Annotated in this window: 14 protein-coding genes; 7 read left to right on the plus strand and 7 right to left on the minus strand. The window is 42.0% G+C overall.

Annotation, left to right across the window (positions count from 1 at the left end; genetic code table 11):
- Positions 1–11: 11 nt before the first annotated feature.
- On the minus strand, positions 12–2,558 hold the full coding sequence (gene nirB / locus I593_RS12900) for a nitrite reductase large subunit NirB (RefSeq protein WP_016168022.1): 2,547 nt from the start codon (positions 2,556–2,558) through the stop codon (positions 12–14).
- Positions 2,559–2,583: 25 nt separating this feature from the next.
- Positions 2,584–3,924, minus strand: coding sequence for an MFS transporter (locus I593_RS12905; RefSeq protein WP_016168023.1), 1,341 nt, complete (start codon positions 3,922–3,924; stop codon positions 2,584–2,586).
- A 472-nt stretch (positions 3,925–4,396) separates the two neighbouring features.
- Here I593_RS12905 and I593_RS12910 point away from each other — a divergent pair, with 472 nt between their 5' ends.
- Together I593_RS12910 and I593_RS12915 are read left to right on the plus strand one after the other, a co-directional pair.
- Complete coding sequence (locus tag I593_RS12910; RefSeq protein ID WP_016168024.1) at positions 4,397–4,984, plus strand: ANTAR domain-containing response regulator; 588 nt, start codon at positions 4,397–4,399, stop codon at positions 4,982–4,984.
- 3 nt (positions 4,985–4,987) lie between these two features.
- Positions 4,988–5,977 carry an ABC transporter substrate-binding protein gene (locus I593_RS12915; protein WP_016168025.1) on the plus strand — a complete coding sequence of 330 codons (990 nt, stop codon included), beginning with the start codon at positions 4,988–4,990 and terminating at the stop codon, positions 5,975–5,977.
- Positions 5,978–5,992: 15 nt separating this feature from the next.
- Here I593_RS12915 and I593_RS12920 read toward each other — a convergent pair whose 3' ends face one another.
- From I593_RS12920 to I593_RS12940, 5 genes are all read right to left on the minus strand, one after another.
- Entirely contained in the window at positions 5,993–6,790 is a 798-nt protein-coding gene (locus I593_RS12920) for a thioesterase family protein (protein ID WP_016168026.1), read from the minus strand.
- 57 nt (positions 6,791–6,847) lie between these two features.
- Positions 6,848–7,525 (minus strand): class I SAM-dependent methyltransferase, encoded by a 678-nt coding sequence (locus I593_RS12925; RefSeq protein ID WP_016168027.1) that lies wholly within the window; start codon positions 7,523–7,525, stop codon positions 6,848–6,850.
- A gap of 83 nt (positions 7,526–7,608) precedes the next feature.
- Positions 7,609–8,601 (minus strand): biotin synthase BioB, encoded by a 993-nt coding sequence (gene bioB, locus I593_RS12930; protein ID WP_016168028.1) that lies wholly within the window; start codon positions 8,599–8,601, stop codon positions 7,609–7,611.
- A 97-nt stretch (positions 8,602–8,698) separates the two neighbouring features.
- Positions 8,699–10,390: an AMP-binding protein gene (locus tag I593_RS12935; protein ID WP_016168029.1), complete on the minus strand. Its 1,692-nt coding sequence runs from the start codon at positions 10,388–10,390 to the stop codon at positions 8,699–8,701.
- Between the two features lie 103 nt (positions 10,391–10,493).
- The gene (locus I593_RS12940) at positions 10,494–11,123 is read right to left on the minus strand and encodes a TetR/AcrR family transcriptional regulator (protein WP_016168030.1); all 630 of its coding nucleotides are present in this window, start codon (positions 11,121–11,123) and stop codon (positions 10,494–10,496) included.
- Between the two features lie 143 nt (positions 11,124–11,266).
- On the opposite strand from I593_RS12940, the gene I593_RS12945 reads away from it, so the two are divergent.
- The 5 genes from I593_RS12945 (at position 11,267) to I593_RS12965 (ending at position 17,918) form a co-directional block, all read left to right on the plus strand.
- The gene (locus I593_RS12945; RefSeq protein ID WP_016168031.1) at positions 11,267–12,463 is read left to right on the plus strand and encodes an isovaleryl-CoA dehydrogenase; all 1,197 of its coding nucleotides are present in this window, start codon (positions 11,267–11,269) and stop codon (positions 12,461–12,463) included.
- A gap of 90 nt (positions 12,464–12,553) precedes the next feature.
- On the plus strand, positions 12,554–14,206 hold the full coding sequence (locus I593_RS12950; RefSeq protein WP_042069050.1) for a carboxyl transferase domain-containing protein: 1,653 nt from the start codon (positions 12,554–12,556) through the stop codon (positions 14,204–14,206).
- 10 nt (positions 14,207–14,216) lie between these two features.
- Entirely contained in the window at positions 14,217–15,011 is a 795-nt protein-coding gene (locus I593_RS12955; RefSeq protein WP_016168033.1) for an enoyl-CoA hydratase/isomerase family protein, read from the plus strand.
- A 19-nt stretch (positions 15,012–15,030) separates the two neighbouring features.
- Positions 15,031–17,019, plus strand: a complete 1,989-nt coding sequence (locus tag I593_RS12960) for an acetyl/propionyl/methylcrotonyl-CoA carboxylase subunit alpha (RefSeq protein WP_016168034.1) — start codon at positions 15,031–15,033, stop codon at positions 17,017–17,019.
- Positions 17,016–17,918 (plus strand): hydroxymethylglutaryl-CoA lyase, encoded by a 903-nt coding sequence (locus I593_RS12965; protein WP_016168035.1) that lies wholly within the window; start codon positions 17,016–17,018, stop codon positions 17,916–17,918. The genes I593_RS12960 and I593_RS12965 overlap by 4 nt, the downstream gene beginning before the upstream one ends.
- Positions 17,919–17,972: the final 54 nt, after the last annotated feature.

Raw genomic sequence — 17,972 nt, forward strand, 5'->3', positions numbered from 1 at the left:
CGTTCTCCTTATTATGCTTCAACCATTGGAATACGGTCTTCAGCGCGTTCTGCGCTGTTTAATGGGCGAATTTGTCCGCGTTCTTGAGTAAATTGAATGTGTGGATCGGCTTGCTGTTCAGCGCTTGCATTGATATAAGTTTGGAAACGTTTACGAATTTCAGGGTTCTCAACTGCTGTACGCCATTCATCTTGATAAGTCCCAACAATGTGCTGCATACGACGTTCAAGTTCTGTGGCTAAACCCAGTGAGTCTTCAATAATCACGGATTTCAGATAATCCAAACCACCTTCCATGTTGTCGCGCCATACGCTGGTGCGTTGTAAACGATCTGCGGTTTGTATGTAGAACATAAAGAAACGGTCGATATAACGAATTAGAGTTTCGGTATCCAAGTCAGATGCGATCAGTTCTGCATGGCGTGGTTTCATGCCACCATTACCACAGACATAGAGGTTCCAGCCTTTTTCAGTGGCAATCACACCGACATCTTTACCTTGGGCTTCTGCACATTCACGGGTACAGCCCGAAACTGCCATTTTTAATTTATGTGGTGAACGTAAACCTTTGTAGCGGTTTTCAAGGAAGATGGCTAAACCGACTGAATCATCCACACCATAACGACACCATGTACTGCCGACACAAGATTTAACCGTGCGTAATGATTTACCGTAAGCATGACCAGACTCAAAACCTGCGGCATTCAACTCTTCCCAAATCAACGGCAGTTGGTGCACTTGTGCGCCAAACATATCAACACGTTGTCCGCCCGTAATTTTGGTGTACAGGTTGTATTTTTTGGCAATTTGACCTATAGCAATTAAGCCATCTGGTGTGACTTCACCGCCAGCCATACGTGGTACAACAGAGTAAGAACCATCTTTTTGGATGTTTCCTAAATAGTAGTCGTTACTGTCTTGTAAACCTGCATGACTTGGTTCAAGTACGAAATCATTCCAGCAAGACGCTAAAATGTTTGCAGCCGTTGGTTTGCAAATATCACAGCCCAAACCATGCCCATGCTGATGAATCAGGTCATCGAAGGTTTTAATTTCATTCACACGAACCAAGTGATAGAGCTCTTGGCGTGAGTATGGGAAGTGTTCGCAAATATGATTGTTGACCGTGACGCCTTGACGTTGTAATTCAGACTTCAATACCTGCGTTACTAAAGGAGCACAACCCCCACAAGCCGTCGCAGCTTTGGTACATTTCTTTAATGCCCCCAAAGAGGTCGATCCGTCACTAATGGCTTGACAAATATCGGCTTTCGATACGTTATTACATGAACATATGGTCGCACTGTCTGGCAGTAAGTCGACACCACTGCCGCCTGCTTTAGCGCCTGAGTCAGCAAACCCTGGCATGATGAGGCTTTCTGGAACTTCGGGTAATGCCAGACCATTTAACATCATTTGTAGCAAGTCGCTATATTCTTTGGCATCACCCACCAATACAGCACCCAAAAGTTTGGTTTTTTCTGCATTGACCACGATTTTTTTATACACCAATGCATCTTCATCGGCATAGAAATAGCTCAATGAATTTGGAGTCATGGCATGTGCATCACCCACTGATGCGACATCTACACCCATTAACTTTAATTTGGTGCTCATGTCTGCACCAGCGAAGAGGTTACATTCTTGCTGCATCACATGCTTGGCCGCAATACGTGCCATGTCATAGCCCGGTGCGACTAAGCCAAAAATTTTATTGTTCCAAAGCGCACACTCACCAATGGCATAAATATCTTCATGACTGGTTTGGCAATAATCATTAATCACAATACCGCCACGCTCACCAATGGCTAAACCGCTTGAGCGGGCAAGTTCATCGCGTGGGCGAATACCTGCTGAAAATAAGACGATATCGGTTTCAAGTTCAGAACCATCACCAAATTTCATTACATGAACTGCGGATGAGCCATCTTCAATACATTGTGTGGCTTTTTGGGTATGAACTTTGACCCCGAGGTTTTCAATTTTAGTACGGAGTACTTTGCCGCCTAAATCATCAATTTGCACCGCCATTAAGCGTGGCGCAAACTCTACCACATGCGTTTCTAAGTTCAGGTCACGGAGCGCCTTTGCTGCTTCAAGTCCTAATAAGCCACCACCAATCACCACACCTGTTTTTGCATTGAAACTGGCCGCTTTAATGGCATCTAAGTCTTCAATAGTGCGGTAAACAAAACAGTTTTTGCGTTCATTACCCGGAATGGGCGGTACAAAAGCATAAGAGCCTGTCGCTAAAACCAATTTGTCATAGCTAAGTGTTTCACCCTGATTGGTGGTCACAAATTTATTTTCTGGATCAATTGCAGTGGCTTTGGTATTTAAACGTAGATCAATTCCATAAGCATCGGCAAAGTCTGCACGTGCAAGTGACAAATCTTTGGCACTTTTTCCAGAAAAGTATTCGGTTAAATGCACGCGGTCATACGCTAAACGTGGTTCTTCTGCCAAAATGGTAATTTCTACTTCATCACCTGCCTGCTCAAGTACACTCTCAATGAACTTGTGCCCGACCATACCGTGACCAATCATAAGTAGTTTCATATTCTTTCTCCTTAAATTTTTTTACTTATGCCATGTTGTTACGATCAAGCACGGCTTGTTCAAATAGACGTTGTTCTTTCTCTTTGTGTTCGACTGAAAAGCGAATCATGAGCACAAAACTTGCTGCAATGACCACCAGTCCACCCAGAACCATGAGGCAAGTTTGAATATCTAGGACACCTTTCAGTAGGAAACCTGCTGCAACCGCACCTACGTTGCCCCCCGCACCGATAATGCCTGCAACCCCGCCTAAGGCATCACGATCAATAAATGGCACCAATGCATAGGTTGCGCCGCAAGCCATGTGGGTAAACAAAGCAAATACGGTCATGGTTAAAATGGCCAATATCGCAGTGTTCACTTGTGAGAATACAATTAGGAACAGACCTTCCATCAGGATCATGCCGAACAAGACTTTAGTACGTCCATCCAGCCCTTTTTTAGTTGCCACTTTGTCTGAAATAATGCCGCCCAGCGCACGGGCAAAAAGTGCCAAAAGTCCGAAAATACCCGCAGCCAAACCTGCTTCTTTTAGTCCAAAGCCAAAGTTTTCCACGTAGTACATGGCGACAATGTTATGAATAAAAATTTCGATACCAAAACATGCGGCATAAGAGCCAAATAGAATCCAGACACGATAGTTACGGGCTGCATGCGTTAAGATGTTTAAGCCACCTTTTTTCTCACTGCCAACTTGAATGCCTTGAGCGCGTAATTCTTTGAAGTTGCCTTGTGGGCAATCTTGCGTGTATTTCCAATACAGTCCGCCCACAATCAGCATCATGATGCCAGGAACAAGTAAGGCAATACGCCAGCCCATAGCCTGTTCAATACCGAACATTACTAAAGCTGAAAGTAGAAGTGGCATTAAAGCTTGAGTGGCACCACCCCCAGCATTTCCCCAACCCGCAGTAGTTGCATTTGCAGTCCCGACAACATTTGGAGCAAACATAATGCTGGTATGGTATTGAGTGATGACGAAACTTGCGCCAATTGCACCAATGAGCAGTCTAAAGAATAGAAAAGATTCATAACTGTTGGCAGATGCAACTCCAAATACAGGAATGCTGCCAAGAATAAGCAACGCAGTATAAGTTTTGCGCGGGCCGTATTTGTCACAGAGTGGACCAACAATCAAACGAACCAAAATCGTAATTGCAACGGCTGCAATATTAATATTCGCGATTTGATCTTTAGTCAGATGGAATTCGCCTGCAATGACAGGCATGAGCGGTGCACAGGCAAACCATGCAAAGAAGCAGACAAAAAAGGCGAGCCAACTCATGTGGAAGGCTCGCATCGCTGAAGTCTTAAAATTAAAAAGACTTATTGTTGTGGCTTTTTTCTCATATAAATTTGAAGACATAACCCTCTCCTTCCTGAACTGAACGTATATAAATTCCTACTCGGCAGAGTGATCTGCTTTATAGGTCGATCAGAACGGACATCGTTGGCCGTCTTACAAATTTTTTAAGAGTCGTCTTTGACTCATAAGGGGTAATGCAATTGCTATGCCAATATCAACACTACCAACCTAAGATACTGTTTTAGTTTTATATTTTTTAAAAATAATAATTATTTTTATATTGCTGCTGAAATTCTATTCAATCTCAAGTATTGGATGATGACGATCGAAACACCCCATCATGTGAGCTTTTGCCACTAAATTGCACATTTTGCTTTGTAATGGTGCACAGATAAATTTTAGGATTTGCTTATTTGTATTTTTTGTATGTTTAATCACCAAAATGGTACATCGGCATGTTTATTGCTTGTTAATGCTACAAAATAAACATCATTTCTGCCCTGATTAGCAGCCCAATAGCGATAGCTCAAATATGCCAAAGCTTAAAATTGCCCTGATTGATGATGATCAAGATCGTGCCAACTATATAAAAGATTCACTGCTTCAGCACGATTTTGACGTGGTGGCCTGCTTAACCATCGATCATTTAAATATGTTCAAATTAGAGCACTTACAGGCCGATGTCATTTTGCTGGATATGGATCATCCACATCGTGACATTATTGAAAGTTGTGTGAGCCAGTTTGATTTACCCACTGTGCTATTTACCCAAAATAGCCAAAAAGACATGATTAAGAGTGCTATTGATGCTGGAATTACGGCTTATATTGTCGATGGAATTGATCCTGCAAAATTAGATAGCATTTTAGAGATATCTATTGAACAGTTCAAAAAGCATAAGAAATTACTGACAGATTTAAAGGAAACCCAGAATAAACTGGCAGATCGTAAAGATGTCGAGAAAGCCAAAGTTCTTTTGATGCAACTGCATCAGCTCACTGAAGACCAAGCATTTCAATTACTCCGTAAAAATGCCATGAGCCATCGAATGACCATGGGAGAAATGGCACGTCGCCTACTCGATGCGCAAGAATTACTACAAACCAAGTTGAAGGATTAAGCTATGTCTACATTAGAAAAAACACATATTCAACTTGGCTATATTCCATTGCTCGATTGTATTTCTATACTTTGGGCAAAACATTGTGGTTATTTTGATGAACTTGGATTAGATGTCACACTGGTTAAAGAAGCCTCTTGGGCTAGTCTGCGAGACCGTTTGGCTTTTGGATTATTAGATGCAGCACACTGTTTGTCAGGTATTTTACCTGCAGCCTCAATTGGTACAGATCATATCGGTATTCCATTTCAAACCCCTTTAGTGTTAAGCGTAAATCGTGCTTATATCAGTTTAAGTCAGAAATTATGTTTTGAGCTGGGCATTACCCATAACGACACCGCAAAGGAAGTCGCGGCTAAAGTTATGACCGCGATTCAACACGGACAAAATATTCAATTGGCACATGTATTTGCCAATTCCATTCATCATTTTTGTATTCGTGAATGGCTCGCACTGGCAGATGCAGAATTAACCCAAAGCATTAAACTCAGAATTTTACCGCCACCTTATATGGTAGAAGCCTTAAATAATCAGGTGATTGATGGCTTCTGTGTTGGGGAGCCTTGGAATACTCAAGGTGAAGTTTTAGGACTGAGTCAAATCGTGGCTTCTAGTCAAGATGTCATTCCTGAAATTGCCGATAAAGTATTAGCGGTGACCAAAGAATGGGCTACAGCCCATCCGAATACCTTAAAAGCAATTACTCAAGCCATTCAAAAAGCCCAGCGTGAAATCAAAACCATGCAGAATTTTAGCCAGATTTGGGCATTATTAACTGAATATGAAGTTTTACAATTTGAATGTTCAGATCGTATCCATGTTCAAGAATTTTATAAAATTCAAAATATTATTAGAAATTTGATAGATGATACAGCCATCCCTAAAGTTGAAGATTTTGAATGGCTGATTCAGCAAATGGAGAAATGGAGCAATGTTCAAGTGAATCATGCTGAGCTTAAAAACTTAAGTCAGCAATGTATCATTCAACTTTAGCTTTTATGGTTTAGATTAGAGTTTTCGTAAGGTTAAGATTTGTTCGCTGCGACCAAAGGGGCCATGTACATCATGCAGGACTGCACTGGTCAAACCAATGCCATCTGTACCATATTGCTGTTCGACGTCTAAACCGAGCCATTGTCCCTGAGGAATGCGATATAGATGAATTTGCAAATCTAAATTTGGAAATGCCCAGCCCGCTTGAGGGTCTTGGCGCGGCACAACCCCATTTGCCGTATCCACCATGCCCATCAGTTTGACAAAATCTGATGTGGTTTTACCTTCCACCATATTACATGGGTTGGTTAGCCAAACGAGCCCTTTTCCTGCTCTGCGGGACGTTTCGGCACGGGTTTCAATACTCTGAATATAACCGCCTGGCCAGCACTTCATGCCATCCCAAACAGGCAATTGCTCTGGATGTTGAACTTTTTGATCTTCAAGTCCCGCAATACTATGCGTGTCCTGTGTAAGCATTTTCCATGCACGGGCCACAATACAGGTTTTACCATTGGCTTTCATTTCGCTTTCAATCAGCTCAATGGTTTTTCCACCTCGAACCATACGTGTGCTAATGCTAAAATCGCCAAATCCAATTAAACCAAAAATATCGAGACTAATGCGCCCTATTCGCATGTCATCTCGAGGTAAAAACTGTTCCAATTCTGCACAAATTACGCCTGTTGCAGGTGCCATATGTTGCTCATGCGGATTCCAAGCACCTTGTGCATGCAAGTTCGATTGATAATGTGCAGTTACACTTCCATCTGCATGTTGTTCGCGTTGTATTAAACGATAATAAGCAGGCATATTCATATCCTTATTCTTTTGTGTATTCCTTAATTAAGTTCGTTGTTTCAATGAGCATTATTTCACTGCACAAAATCCGTAATAATTTAGAATTTGGCTGTAGGTTTTAACTTTTTTAAATCCAACATTGGATAAGAGCTGCTGTCCCATTCGTGGAGAGACAAGGAAAAAATCTTGCTGTAATCGTTCAACCATTTTTTCACTTTGAACTGTGGTTAAGCCATTATTTTCACAAAGTTGCTTCAGTACAAAAATCTCATGTGCTTCGGTTTCTTTCATTAAGTCATAAGTCAGTAACATTCCATTGGGTTTTAGTTGAGTAAAGATATCTTTAAAGAAGTTTTGCTTTGATTCCAATGGAATAAAATGAGCCACCAGAATAGATAATACCGCGTCAAAAGTATGAGTTGTGCCGATGGATTTTGTATCGCCATGAATAAAGCGAATACGGCTTAAAACACCTTGCTTTTCTAGATGCTGCTTTGCCTTACATAACATGACATGCGATGGATCTAGCGCTGTAAAGTTCCAAGTTGGATGCTTTTGCGCCAAATATTGAATTTCATATCCTGTTCCACAGCCCACCACCAAAATGTCTACATGTTCTTGTTCGGCATAATGATGAGTTAAAATCGCATCAACTTGCTGATGCGTTAATTCGTAGCCTGGAATAAGCTTGCGGATATGCTCATCATATCCCTCCACCACTTGTGGGCTGTTAAAGTCTTTGGCCATACTGCACTCTATTGAATAGTTCGGCAGCCCATGATGACATTGCTCAGAGCTATTCATCATTGCATACTGCTTTATGATTTTTGTTAAGCTACCGACATTGCATCCAAAGTCAGTTCCGCAATTGAAGGTTTTGGTTTTTCTACCGTTAAACCTAATTTTTGAAATAATTGTTGATCTTTGCCCTGTGCGACATTCGGCGTCGTCAGCAGTTTTTCACCCGAGAAAATGGAATTTGCACCAGCCATAAATGCCAATGCTTGATCTGAATCAGACAAAGATTCACGACCTGCAGAAAGACGAATATAGCTTTTTGGCATAATGATACGTGCAACAGCAATGGTACGAATCCATTCAGTCACATCGAGCTTTTCTACATCTGCCAATGGCGTACCTTCAATTGGAACCAACATGTTAATTGGCACTGATTCTGGGTGAATAGGTAATGTTGCTAGTTCAAGTAATAAGCCAATACGATCGGCAGTATCTTCACCCAAACCCACAATACCGCCGCTACACACTTTCATGCCTGCACCACGTACATATTCAAGTGTATTTAAACGATCATCGAAAGTACGGGTACTGATGATATTAGAATAATACTCACGCGAAGTATCAAGGTTGTGGTTATAGTAATCTAAACCTGCATCTTTTAAGCGTTCAGCTTGAGACTGGTTTAACATGCCTAAGGTCATGCAAGTTTCCAAACCTAAAGCTTTTACTTCACGAACCATTTCAAGCACATAAGGCATATCACGCTCATGCGGGTTACGCCATGCAGCACCCATACAGAAGCGAGAAGAACCAGACGCTAATGCTTCTTTTGCTTCGCTAATAACCTTTTCTACAGCAATACGCTTTTCTGCTTCTAGTTTTGAATCATAACGTGCAGATTGAGAGCAGTATTTGCAATCTTCAGGGCATTTCCCTGTTTTAATTGATAATAAAATACTGACCTGAATCTGGTTCGCATTAAAATTTTGTCGATGGATTTGTTGTGCTTGAAAAACCAAATCTAAAAAGGGTTGCTGATATAGATTTTGTATTTCTGCGCGAGTCCAATCGTGACGAAGTTCCATCATGATTTCCTTATTCCGTTTGAATTATTCAGACCTTTTCGTTTTCTCCCTTTACCCTGAAGCAGAGTAAAGGGAAACTCCAAGTCAGAAGATCACATTATGCAATATCTTCCATTAAATTCAGCTCTTTACGCATAAATTCTTGAAGTCGGAATTTTTGTGCTTTACCTGAAGCGGTCATTGGAAACTCGGTAAAGAAACGTACATAACGTGGTACTTTATTATGTGAAATATGTTCAGCACAATAACGTCGGATACTTTCTTCTGTCGTTTCATGGTGCTCATGGAGAATGATACAGGCACATAGTTCTTCACCATAGCGTGCATCAGGCAGACCAATCACCTGTACATCACTGACATCTGGATGGGTATATAAGAAATCTTCAATTTCTTTCGGGAACAGATTTTCACCACCGCGAATCACTACATCTTTAATGCGACCTTTAATTTTTACAAAGCCGTCATCATCCATTTCAGCAATATCACCCGTATGCATCCAGCGCGCGTTATCAATCACTTCTTGGGTTTTTTCACTATCTTCCCAATAACCCAACATCACTGAATAACCACGAACACAGAGTTCACCGAGTTTGCCACGTGGTACGACTTTTCCTGCTTCATCCACAATTTTGATTTCTAAATGTGGATGTACACGGCCTACTGTTCCGACACGTTGCTCCACCGTATCAGTGGTCGAGCTTTGTGCACTGACAGGTGCTGTTTCGGTCATGCCATAACAAATCGTAATTTCCGTCATGTGCATTCGCTCCATGACACGTTGCATAATTTCACGCGGACATGGGCTACCTGCCATAATGCCTGTACGTAAACTACTCAAATCAAAGTCGTTGAATTGTTCATGCTCTAAGGTCGCAATGAACATGGTGGGCACACCATAAGCTGCTGTACATTTCTCTTGCTGAATGGCTTTTAAAGTGTCTAATGGGTTAAATACAGCCGATGGATAGACCATGGTTGAACCATGTGTAATACAGGCTAAATTCCCCATCACCATGCCGAAACAGTGAAATAATGGTACTGAAATACACACGCGATCTTGTGGGGTCAAATGAATCGCTTCACCCACAAAATAACCATTATTTAAAATGTTATTGTGCGTGAGCATAGTACCTTTCGGGTTACCTGTGGTTCCCGAAGTAAACTGAATATTAATGGTTTCATCAAACTGCAACTCACTTGCAACCCCTTCTAAATGATCAAGTTGTTTTGCAGTAGGTTGCCCCAAAAGATCTTGAAAACGATGAATACCTGTATGCACTGCTTCATCAATTTTAATCACGTGTTTTAAATGAGGTAAACGTAGCGCATTTAAGATTTTATCTTCAGCTTCTTGCAGCTCTGGTGCAATTTTGGTTAAAAGCTCTTGATAATTTGTGGTTTTAAATTGCGATGCAATGACTAAACCTTTACAAGAAACCTTATTCAGTACGTATTCTAGCTCGTTACTTTTATACGCGGTGTTTAGGTTAACAAGAATAATGCCCGCTTTAAATGCAGCGAATTGAGTAATGGTCCATTCCACACAATTGGGGGACCAAATGGCAAGGCGATCGCCTTTTTTAAATCCCAGCTTAAGTAAGCTACAAGCCAGTGCATTTACCTGAGCTTGTAGCTCTTTGTAGCTTAAGCGTACATTCTGATGCACACTGACCACTGCATCCTGATCTGCATATTGCGCACATGCCTGATCAAATTTTTCACCAATGGTCATGCCCAGTAAAGGTTGACTGCTGGTTCCATACGCATAGCTTAACCGTACCTGTGTCATTTGAATCACTCTCCTTGATTCTTTGTAATTCTGATTCTTACTGTTTTATTTTGATCACAGAGATTACTTTGTACGGATTTTCCTCCTTTGCATATAAGACTATTTAATTACGATCCTGTAATTGCACAGCTTGTACACAAAAGTCTGCAACCTGTTTCACAAAGTAATCTTTGTAGTTTTGATCAAACATTACATTACGAGATGGATTTAAAGGTTCAATTACAACAAAAGTCATGCTTCCGACAATGCATAACGCCACCGTATTTAAATCTTCAAAACCGAACTCACCATTGACTTTCCCTTCGGCAAGAATCTCGTTAATCGTTTGTTTAATTAACTGTTTACTGCGAAAACGCTCATGCTCAACAATTGGATCTACAGGTTCGAACATGAGTGAATACGACAGTTGAGGACTGTTGAGTGCCCGCTTAACAAAGGTCGTGACAGCCTTATGTAATTTTTGTTGTGCTGTTAACCCTTCACTGCTCGCAATCGTATTCAAAATATGAATTTCATGCTGAATCGCTTCAGACAACACTTCAATTAAGACTTCACTTTTATTATCAAAATAGCGGTAAACCAAGCCACTAGAAACGCCTGCACGTTCCGCAATCGCTTGAATTTGGGCATCTTTAAATCCCCCTTGAGCAATAAGTTCTCGCGCAGATTGCAAAATCGACTGTCGATTTTGTTCCATTCGCTCTTGCATCAATGTCGATCTTTTATAACTCATAATCTTATTCTCATCCAGATAAAATGAATTGTAAATCATTTTGTGAATTTTAGTTCACTTTTTTAAAAAATAGATGTATTGTAAAACTACAAGCACAACAACAATGCTTATTGGACAACAAATATAACCTCAGGATGAACAGCATGAACGCACACGTTCCATTACAACTTAGTCTACAAACCTTAAGTTTCGGTTTAGATGAAACTTTGATCGCACTGCGTGATTCAGTTGCTGCATTTTGTGCAAAAGAAATTGCACCAATTGCTCAACAAGTGGATCGTGACAATGTATTCCCTGCACACCTTTGGAAGAAAATGGGTGATATGGGCTTACATGGTTTAACAGTAAGCGAAGAGTATGGTGGTTCTAACCTCGGTTATTTAGCGCATATTATTGTTATGCAAGAAATCTCACGCGCATCTGCCGCTATAGGATTGTCTTACGGAGCACATTCTAACCTATGTGTGAACCAAATTAAGCGAAATGGTAACGAAGAACAGAAACAACGTTATTTGCCTAAACTTATTTCTGGTGAATTTGTAGGTGCATTAGCAATGTCTGAACCAAATGCAGGCTCTGATGTGGTCAGCATGAAATTAAAAGCGGAAGAACAAGGCGATCATTACCTATTAAATGGCTCAAAGATGTGGATTACCAATGGTGGTGATGCCGATGTCTTGGTGGTTTATGCCAAAACTGATTTACAAGCAGGTGCTAAAGGCATGACGGCATTCCTGATTGAAAAAGATATGCCAGGTTTCAGCCATGGGAACCATCTCGATAAATTAGGAATGCGCGGTTCAAATACGTATCCACTGTTTTTCGACAACGTTAAAGTGCCAAAAGAAAATGTGCTTGGCGGTGTGGGGAATGGCGTAAAAGTGCTCATGAGCGGTCTGGACTATGAACGTGCGGTACTCAGTGCTGGTCCTCTAGGTATTATGGATGCCTGCATGGATACCGTGATTCCTTATATTCATGATCGTAAACAGTTTGGACAAGCACTGGGTGAGTTCCAGCTCATGCAAGGCAAAATTGCCGATATGTATTCAACTTGGTTAGCTTGTAAAGCACTTGTGTATGCAGTGGGTGCTGAATGTGACAAAGCTGAACATAGCCGTAGCTTAAGAAAAGATGCTGCCAGCGCCATTCTTTATGCTGCTGAAAAAGCAACGTGGATGGCAGGTGAAACCATTCAAGCATTGGGTGGTAATGGTTATATCAACGAGTTTGCAGCGGGTCGTTTGTGGCGTGATGCAAAACTTTATGAAATTGGTGCAGGAACTTCTGAAATCCGCCGTATGTTAATTGGTCGTGAATTATTTAACGAAACGGCTTAACGCTTCTGGCTCACTTTATACAAGGAAGTTTATATGAATCAATTACAAACCCAAATGCAAAGCGGTCATGAAGAGTTGAATCTGGTGAAAATGCCAAAACACCCCAATCAAAACATTACTTTCGCAAGCCAAGGCTCGGATTTAAATCAGCTGCAAAGCAAAATTAACAGCCGCAGTGAAGAATTTAAAAACAATCAGGCAACGATGTTGAATTTGGTACAAGATTTAAAACAAATCAGCCAAAAAATAGCCTTAGGTGGTGGTGAAAGCGCGCGTCAAAAGCATATTGCTCGTGGAAAACTGTTGGCACGTGACCGTATTGATCAACTGATTGATGCAGGAACCGCTTTCCTTGAGATTGGACAATTGGCAGCACATAAAGTCTATCCTGATGATGTCCCTGCAGCGGGCGTTGTAGCAGGCATCGGTCAAGTGAATGGTGTGACTTGCATGATCGTTGCCAATGATGCAACCGTCAAAGGCGGCACCTATTACCCGCTGACCGTGAAAAAGCACTTACGCGCACAAGAAATTGCAGAACAAAACCACTTACCTTGCATTTACTTGGTGGATTCAGGCGGTGCCTATTTGCCAATGCAAGATGAAGTGTTCCCAGATCGTGACCACTTCGGACGTATTTTCTATAACCAAGCCCGTATGTCGAGCTTAGGTATTGCTCAAATTGCGGTGGTCATGGGCAGTTGTACCGCAGGTGGTGCTTACGTCCCTGCCATGTCGGATGAAACCATTATTGTTCGTAACCAAGGCACTATTTTCTTGGGTGGACCACCATTAGTAAAAGCCGCTACAGGTGAAGTGGTCAGCAGTGAAGACCTTGGTGGTGGTGACGTGCATACTCGTCTTTCAGGGGTCGCTGACCATTTGGCCGAGAATGATGAACATGCTATTCAGATCGCGCGAAATATTGTGGCGAACTTAAACATCAAACCGAATAAAACAGTAGAAGGAATTGAAGAACCACTTTTCCCTGCCGAAGAACTGTATGGCATTGTACCAAGTGATACCCGTAAACCCTTTGATGTGCGCGAAATTATTGCCCGTATTGTCGATGGTTCACGCCTTGATGAATTTAAAGCGCGTTTTGGTACCACTTTGATTACAGGCTTTGCCAAAATTTATGGTATGCCTGTCGGAATTATTGCCAATAACGGCATTCTATTCTCAGAGTCAGCACAAAAAGGCGCGCACTTTATCGAGCTCTGTGTACAACGCAATATTCCATTATTGTTTTTACAAAACATCACGGGTTTTATGGTTGGACGTCAGTACGAAAATGAAGGGATTGCCAAACACGGTGCCAAACTGGTCATGGCGGTTGCTACAGCCAATGTGCCTAAACTGACTTTGATTATTGGTGGATCATTTGGGGCTGGAAACTACGGTATGTGTGGTCGTGCTTATTCGCCACGCTTCTTGTGGACTTGGCCAAACTCTCGGATTTCAGTCATGGGTGGCGAACAGGCTGCGAGCGTACTCTCGACCATCAAACGTGACCAAATTGAACAAAAAGGTGAATCTTGGTCTGCCGAAGCGGAAGATGAATTCAAACAACCCATTCGTGATCAATACGAACGTCAAGGTCATCCATATTACTCTTCTGCGCGTTTGTGGGATGACGGTGTCATTGACCCTGCTCAGTCTCGTCAAGTATTAGGTCTAAGTTTGGCAGCAGCATTAAATGCTCCAATTCAGCCAACCAAGTTCGGCGTATTCCGCATGTAAGAGGTGAAAAATGGACTATCAATTTTTACAACTCGAACAACAGCAACAAGTGGCAACGGTTTGGATCAATCGTGCTGAACTGCATAATGCCTTCAACACAACAGTGATTGAAGAATTGCATCACTGCTTTCAACAGTTGAATGAACGTAATGATATTCGCGTGGTGGTTTTGGCGGGTCGTGGTAAAAGCTTCTCCGCAGGTGCTGACCTAAACTGGATGAAACAGGCAGGACAAGCCTCTCAAGCAGACAATGAAGCTGATGCTTTGAAACTGGCGAAAATGCTGCAAAGCTTAGCAACTTTAAAACAGCCGACCATTGCACGTGTTCAAGGTATTGCCTTTGGTGGTGGTATGGGTCTCGCCTCTGCTTGTGATATTTGCGTGGCGAGTACAGATGCAAAGTTTGCAACCTCAGAAGTACGTTTAGGTTTAGCTCCTTCGACCATTAGTCCTTATGTGATTCGCGCCATTGGTGCCCGTCAGGCTTCGCGTTATTTCCTCACAGCTGAACGTATTAGTGCAGAACAAGCCTTACAAATTGGTTTAGCCCATGAAGTCACCACGCCTGAATTACTCGATGCCAAAGTTGATGAAATTGTACAAGCCTTATTATTGGGTGGACCTGAAGCACAAGCTGCATCGAAGCAACTGATTCAAATGGTGAATCAGCAAAGTGTGGATGAAACTCTACTCTTGAAAACGGCACAACATATTGCCCATGTGCGCCAAGGTGAAGAAGCAAAAAATGGACTGAATGCTTTTTTAAACAAACATAGCCCAGCTTGGATCAAGGCAACGGCATAACAACAATAAGGACAGAACAATGTTTGAAAAAATTCTAATTGCGAACCGTGGTGAAATTGCCTGCCGTGTGATCCGTACTGCGAAAAAGTTGGGAATTGCAACGGTTGCGGTTTATTCAGATGCCGATGCTCAATCTCAGCATGTGAAACAGGCAGACGAAGCAATTTATATTGGTGAATCCCCTGCTGCACAAAGCTATTTACAGATTGAGCGTATTATTCAAGCTGCTCTAGCTACAGGTGCTCAGGCAATTCACCCAGGTTATGGTTTTTTATCTGAAAATGACCAGTTTGCTGAAGCCTGTGAAAAAAACAACATTACCTTTATTGGTCCGCCTGTTGCTGCCATTTTAGCGATGGGCTTGAAAGCCACGTCTAAAGCATTGATGGAAAAAGCTGGCGTACCTCTCACTCCGGGTTATCACGGTACCAATCAAGATGCAACTTTCTTAAAACAACAAGCTGACCAGATTGGCTATCCCGTATTAATTAAAGCCAGCGCAGGCGGTGGCGGTAAAGGTATGCGTCTGGTGGAACGTGAAGCTGACTTTTTAAGTTCCCTTGCATCTTGTAAAAGTGAAGCCAAATCCAGCTTCGCCAATGATGACGTGTTAATTGAACGCTATGTGATACAACCACGCCATATTGAAGTTCAGGTTTTTGGCGATACACATGGCAACTATGTACATCTGTTTGAACGTGATTGTTCGGTACAACGTCGCCACCAAAAAGTACTTGAAGAAGCACCTGCCCCTTTGATGCCGCAGCATAAACTAGAGGCGATGCGCCAAGCTGCAATTGATGCTGCACGTGCAGTGGATTATGTCGGTGCGGGTACGGTTGAGTTTATTGTAGAACAAGACGGTACAGCGTATTTCATGGAAATGAATACTCGCCTACAAGTAGAACACCCTGTAACAGAAATGATTACAGGACAAGACTTAGTCGAGTGGCAATTACGTGTCGCTTATGGTGAGCCATTACCGAAGCAACAACATGAATTACAGATTCATGGTCATGCGATTGAAGCGCGTGTTTATGCGGAAGAACCTGAAAAAGGCTTCCTTCCTGCGATTGGTCAAATTAGTTATTTACATTATCCAAAGCAAAATCAGCATGTCCGTGTGGATAGCGGAATTGTTGAAGGCGATGAAATTACCACGTTCTACGACCCAATGATTGCCAAGTTAATTGTTTGGGGCGAAAACCGTGAAGCAGCATTGGTTCAAATGCACCATGCTTTAGGTCAGTTTCATGTAGAAGGCTTAGGCAATAATATTGCATTCTTGGACCGTATCATTCGCTGTGATTCATTTAAAAATGCCAAACTGGATACCAATCTGATTCAACGTGAAGATGCGTTTTTAATGAATGCGGAAGTTGCTTCATCCGAAACCATTGTATCAGCGGCATTTATTGAACTATTGAAGCGTTTTCATCAACAGCAAAATGCAAATCCTGTTTGGTCATCATCACCGCTTTGGCGTGTCAATGTGAAGACTCAATACGGCATAAAATTGCAACTAAATCAACAAGCTATCGAGGTGCGCTTTACTGCTATCGATAACGGCTTTATTGCACACTATCAGGGTCAGGAATATCCTATTCAAGGTCAACTGCTAGATGCACATGTAGCCCAACTCAATCTGAATGGTAAACAGTCGAAATTGGCCTTTAGTGTAGATGCAGACTATTTAACTGTTTTTGAAAATGGGCAAACACATAAATTTGCTTATATCCGTCCGAACTATGGCAATGTCGATACTCAACATAGTGAGGGTAATCTGAAAGCGCCAATGCCAGGTGTAATTACCCAAGTTCTGGTTGAAGCCAATGCGCAAGTCAAAAAAGATGACATTTTACTGACGTTAGAAGCCATGAAAATTGAATATGCTATTCGTGCTCCACGCGATGGTGTAATTACTTCGTCCTACTTCCAAGCCGGTGATCAAGTCAAAGCAGGTGATGAGCTGGTGGAATTTCAAGCTTTAGCAGAGGAAGTGGCATGACTGAATTTGTAAAAATTGTAGAGGTCGGTCCGCGGGACGGACTGCAAAATGAGAAAACACCACTCACACTTCAAGACCGTAAACAACTGATTTTGGATTTAATGCAAACGGGGCTTAAAGCTATTGAAGTAGGTTCTTGTGTGTCTCCGAAGTGGGTGCCACAAATGGCATCCAGTGATGAACTCTATGCTGAATTGCCCAAGGACCCGAATGTTCAATTCAGTTTGCTCACGCCAAATATGAAAGGTTTTGAATCTGCTTTGGCTGTCGGATGTAAAGAGGTTGCGGTTTTTACCGCAGCTTCTGAAAGCTTTACGCAAAAGAACATCAATTGTTCAATTAATGAAAGCTTTGAAAAATTTGCCGACATCCTAAAAGCAGCCAAAGAACATGACATTAAAGTTCGTGGCTATGTGTCTTGCGTGGTCGATTGCCCCTATGAAGGTGCGATTGATCCGAAACAAGTCAGCAAAGTCGTGACTCGTTTATTTGATATGGGCTGTTATGAAGTCTCTTTGGGTGAAACCATTGGTACAGCAACCCCCAACCGTGTCAAAAAGATGTGGGAAGCTTGCTTAAGCGAATTAGATGCTCAATTCATGGCAGGACATTTCCACAACACCTATGGCATGGCAATAGCCAATATTTACCAGTCTCTTGAACAAGGCATTCGGATTTTTGATTCTTCTATTGCGGGTTTAGGTGGCTGTCCTTATGCCAAAGGTGCTTCAGGCAATGTCAGTACCGAAGATTTATTGTATTTACTCAATGGCATGGGCTTTGAAACAGGGATTCATGTTGAAGCATTGATGCAAGCCAGTCAAAACATTAGTCAACGTTTAGACCGAAAAAATCCCTCGAACTATGCCAATGCATATTTACAAACGCGTTGTGCTTGAACTGGAACTGCGACTAAAAAATCAGCCACTCAATGAGCGGCTGATTTACATTTC

The sequence above is a fragment of the Acinetobacter tandoii DSM 14970 = CIP 107469 genome, assembly GCF_000400735.1.
Classification (GTDB): domain Bacteria; phylum Pseudomonadota; class Gammaproteobacteria; order Pseudomonadales; family Moraxellaceae; genus Acinetobacter; species Acinetobacter tandoii.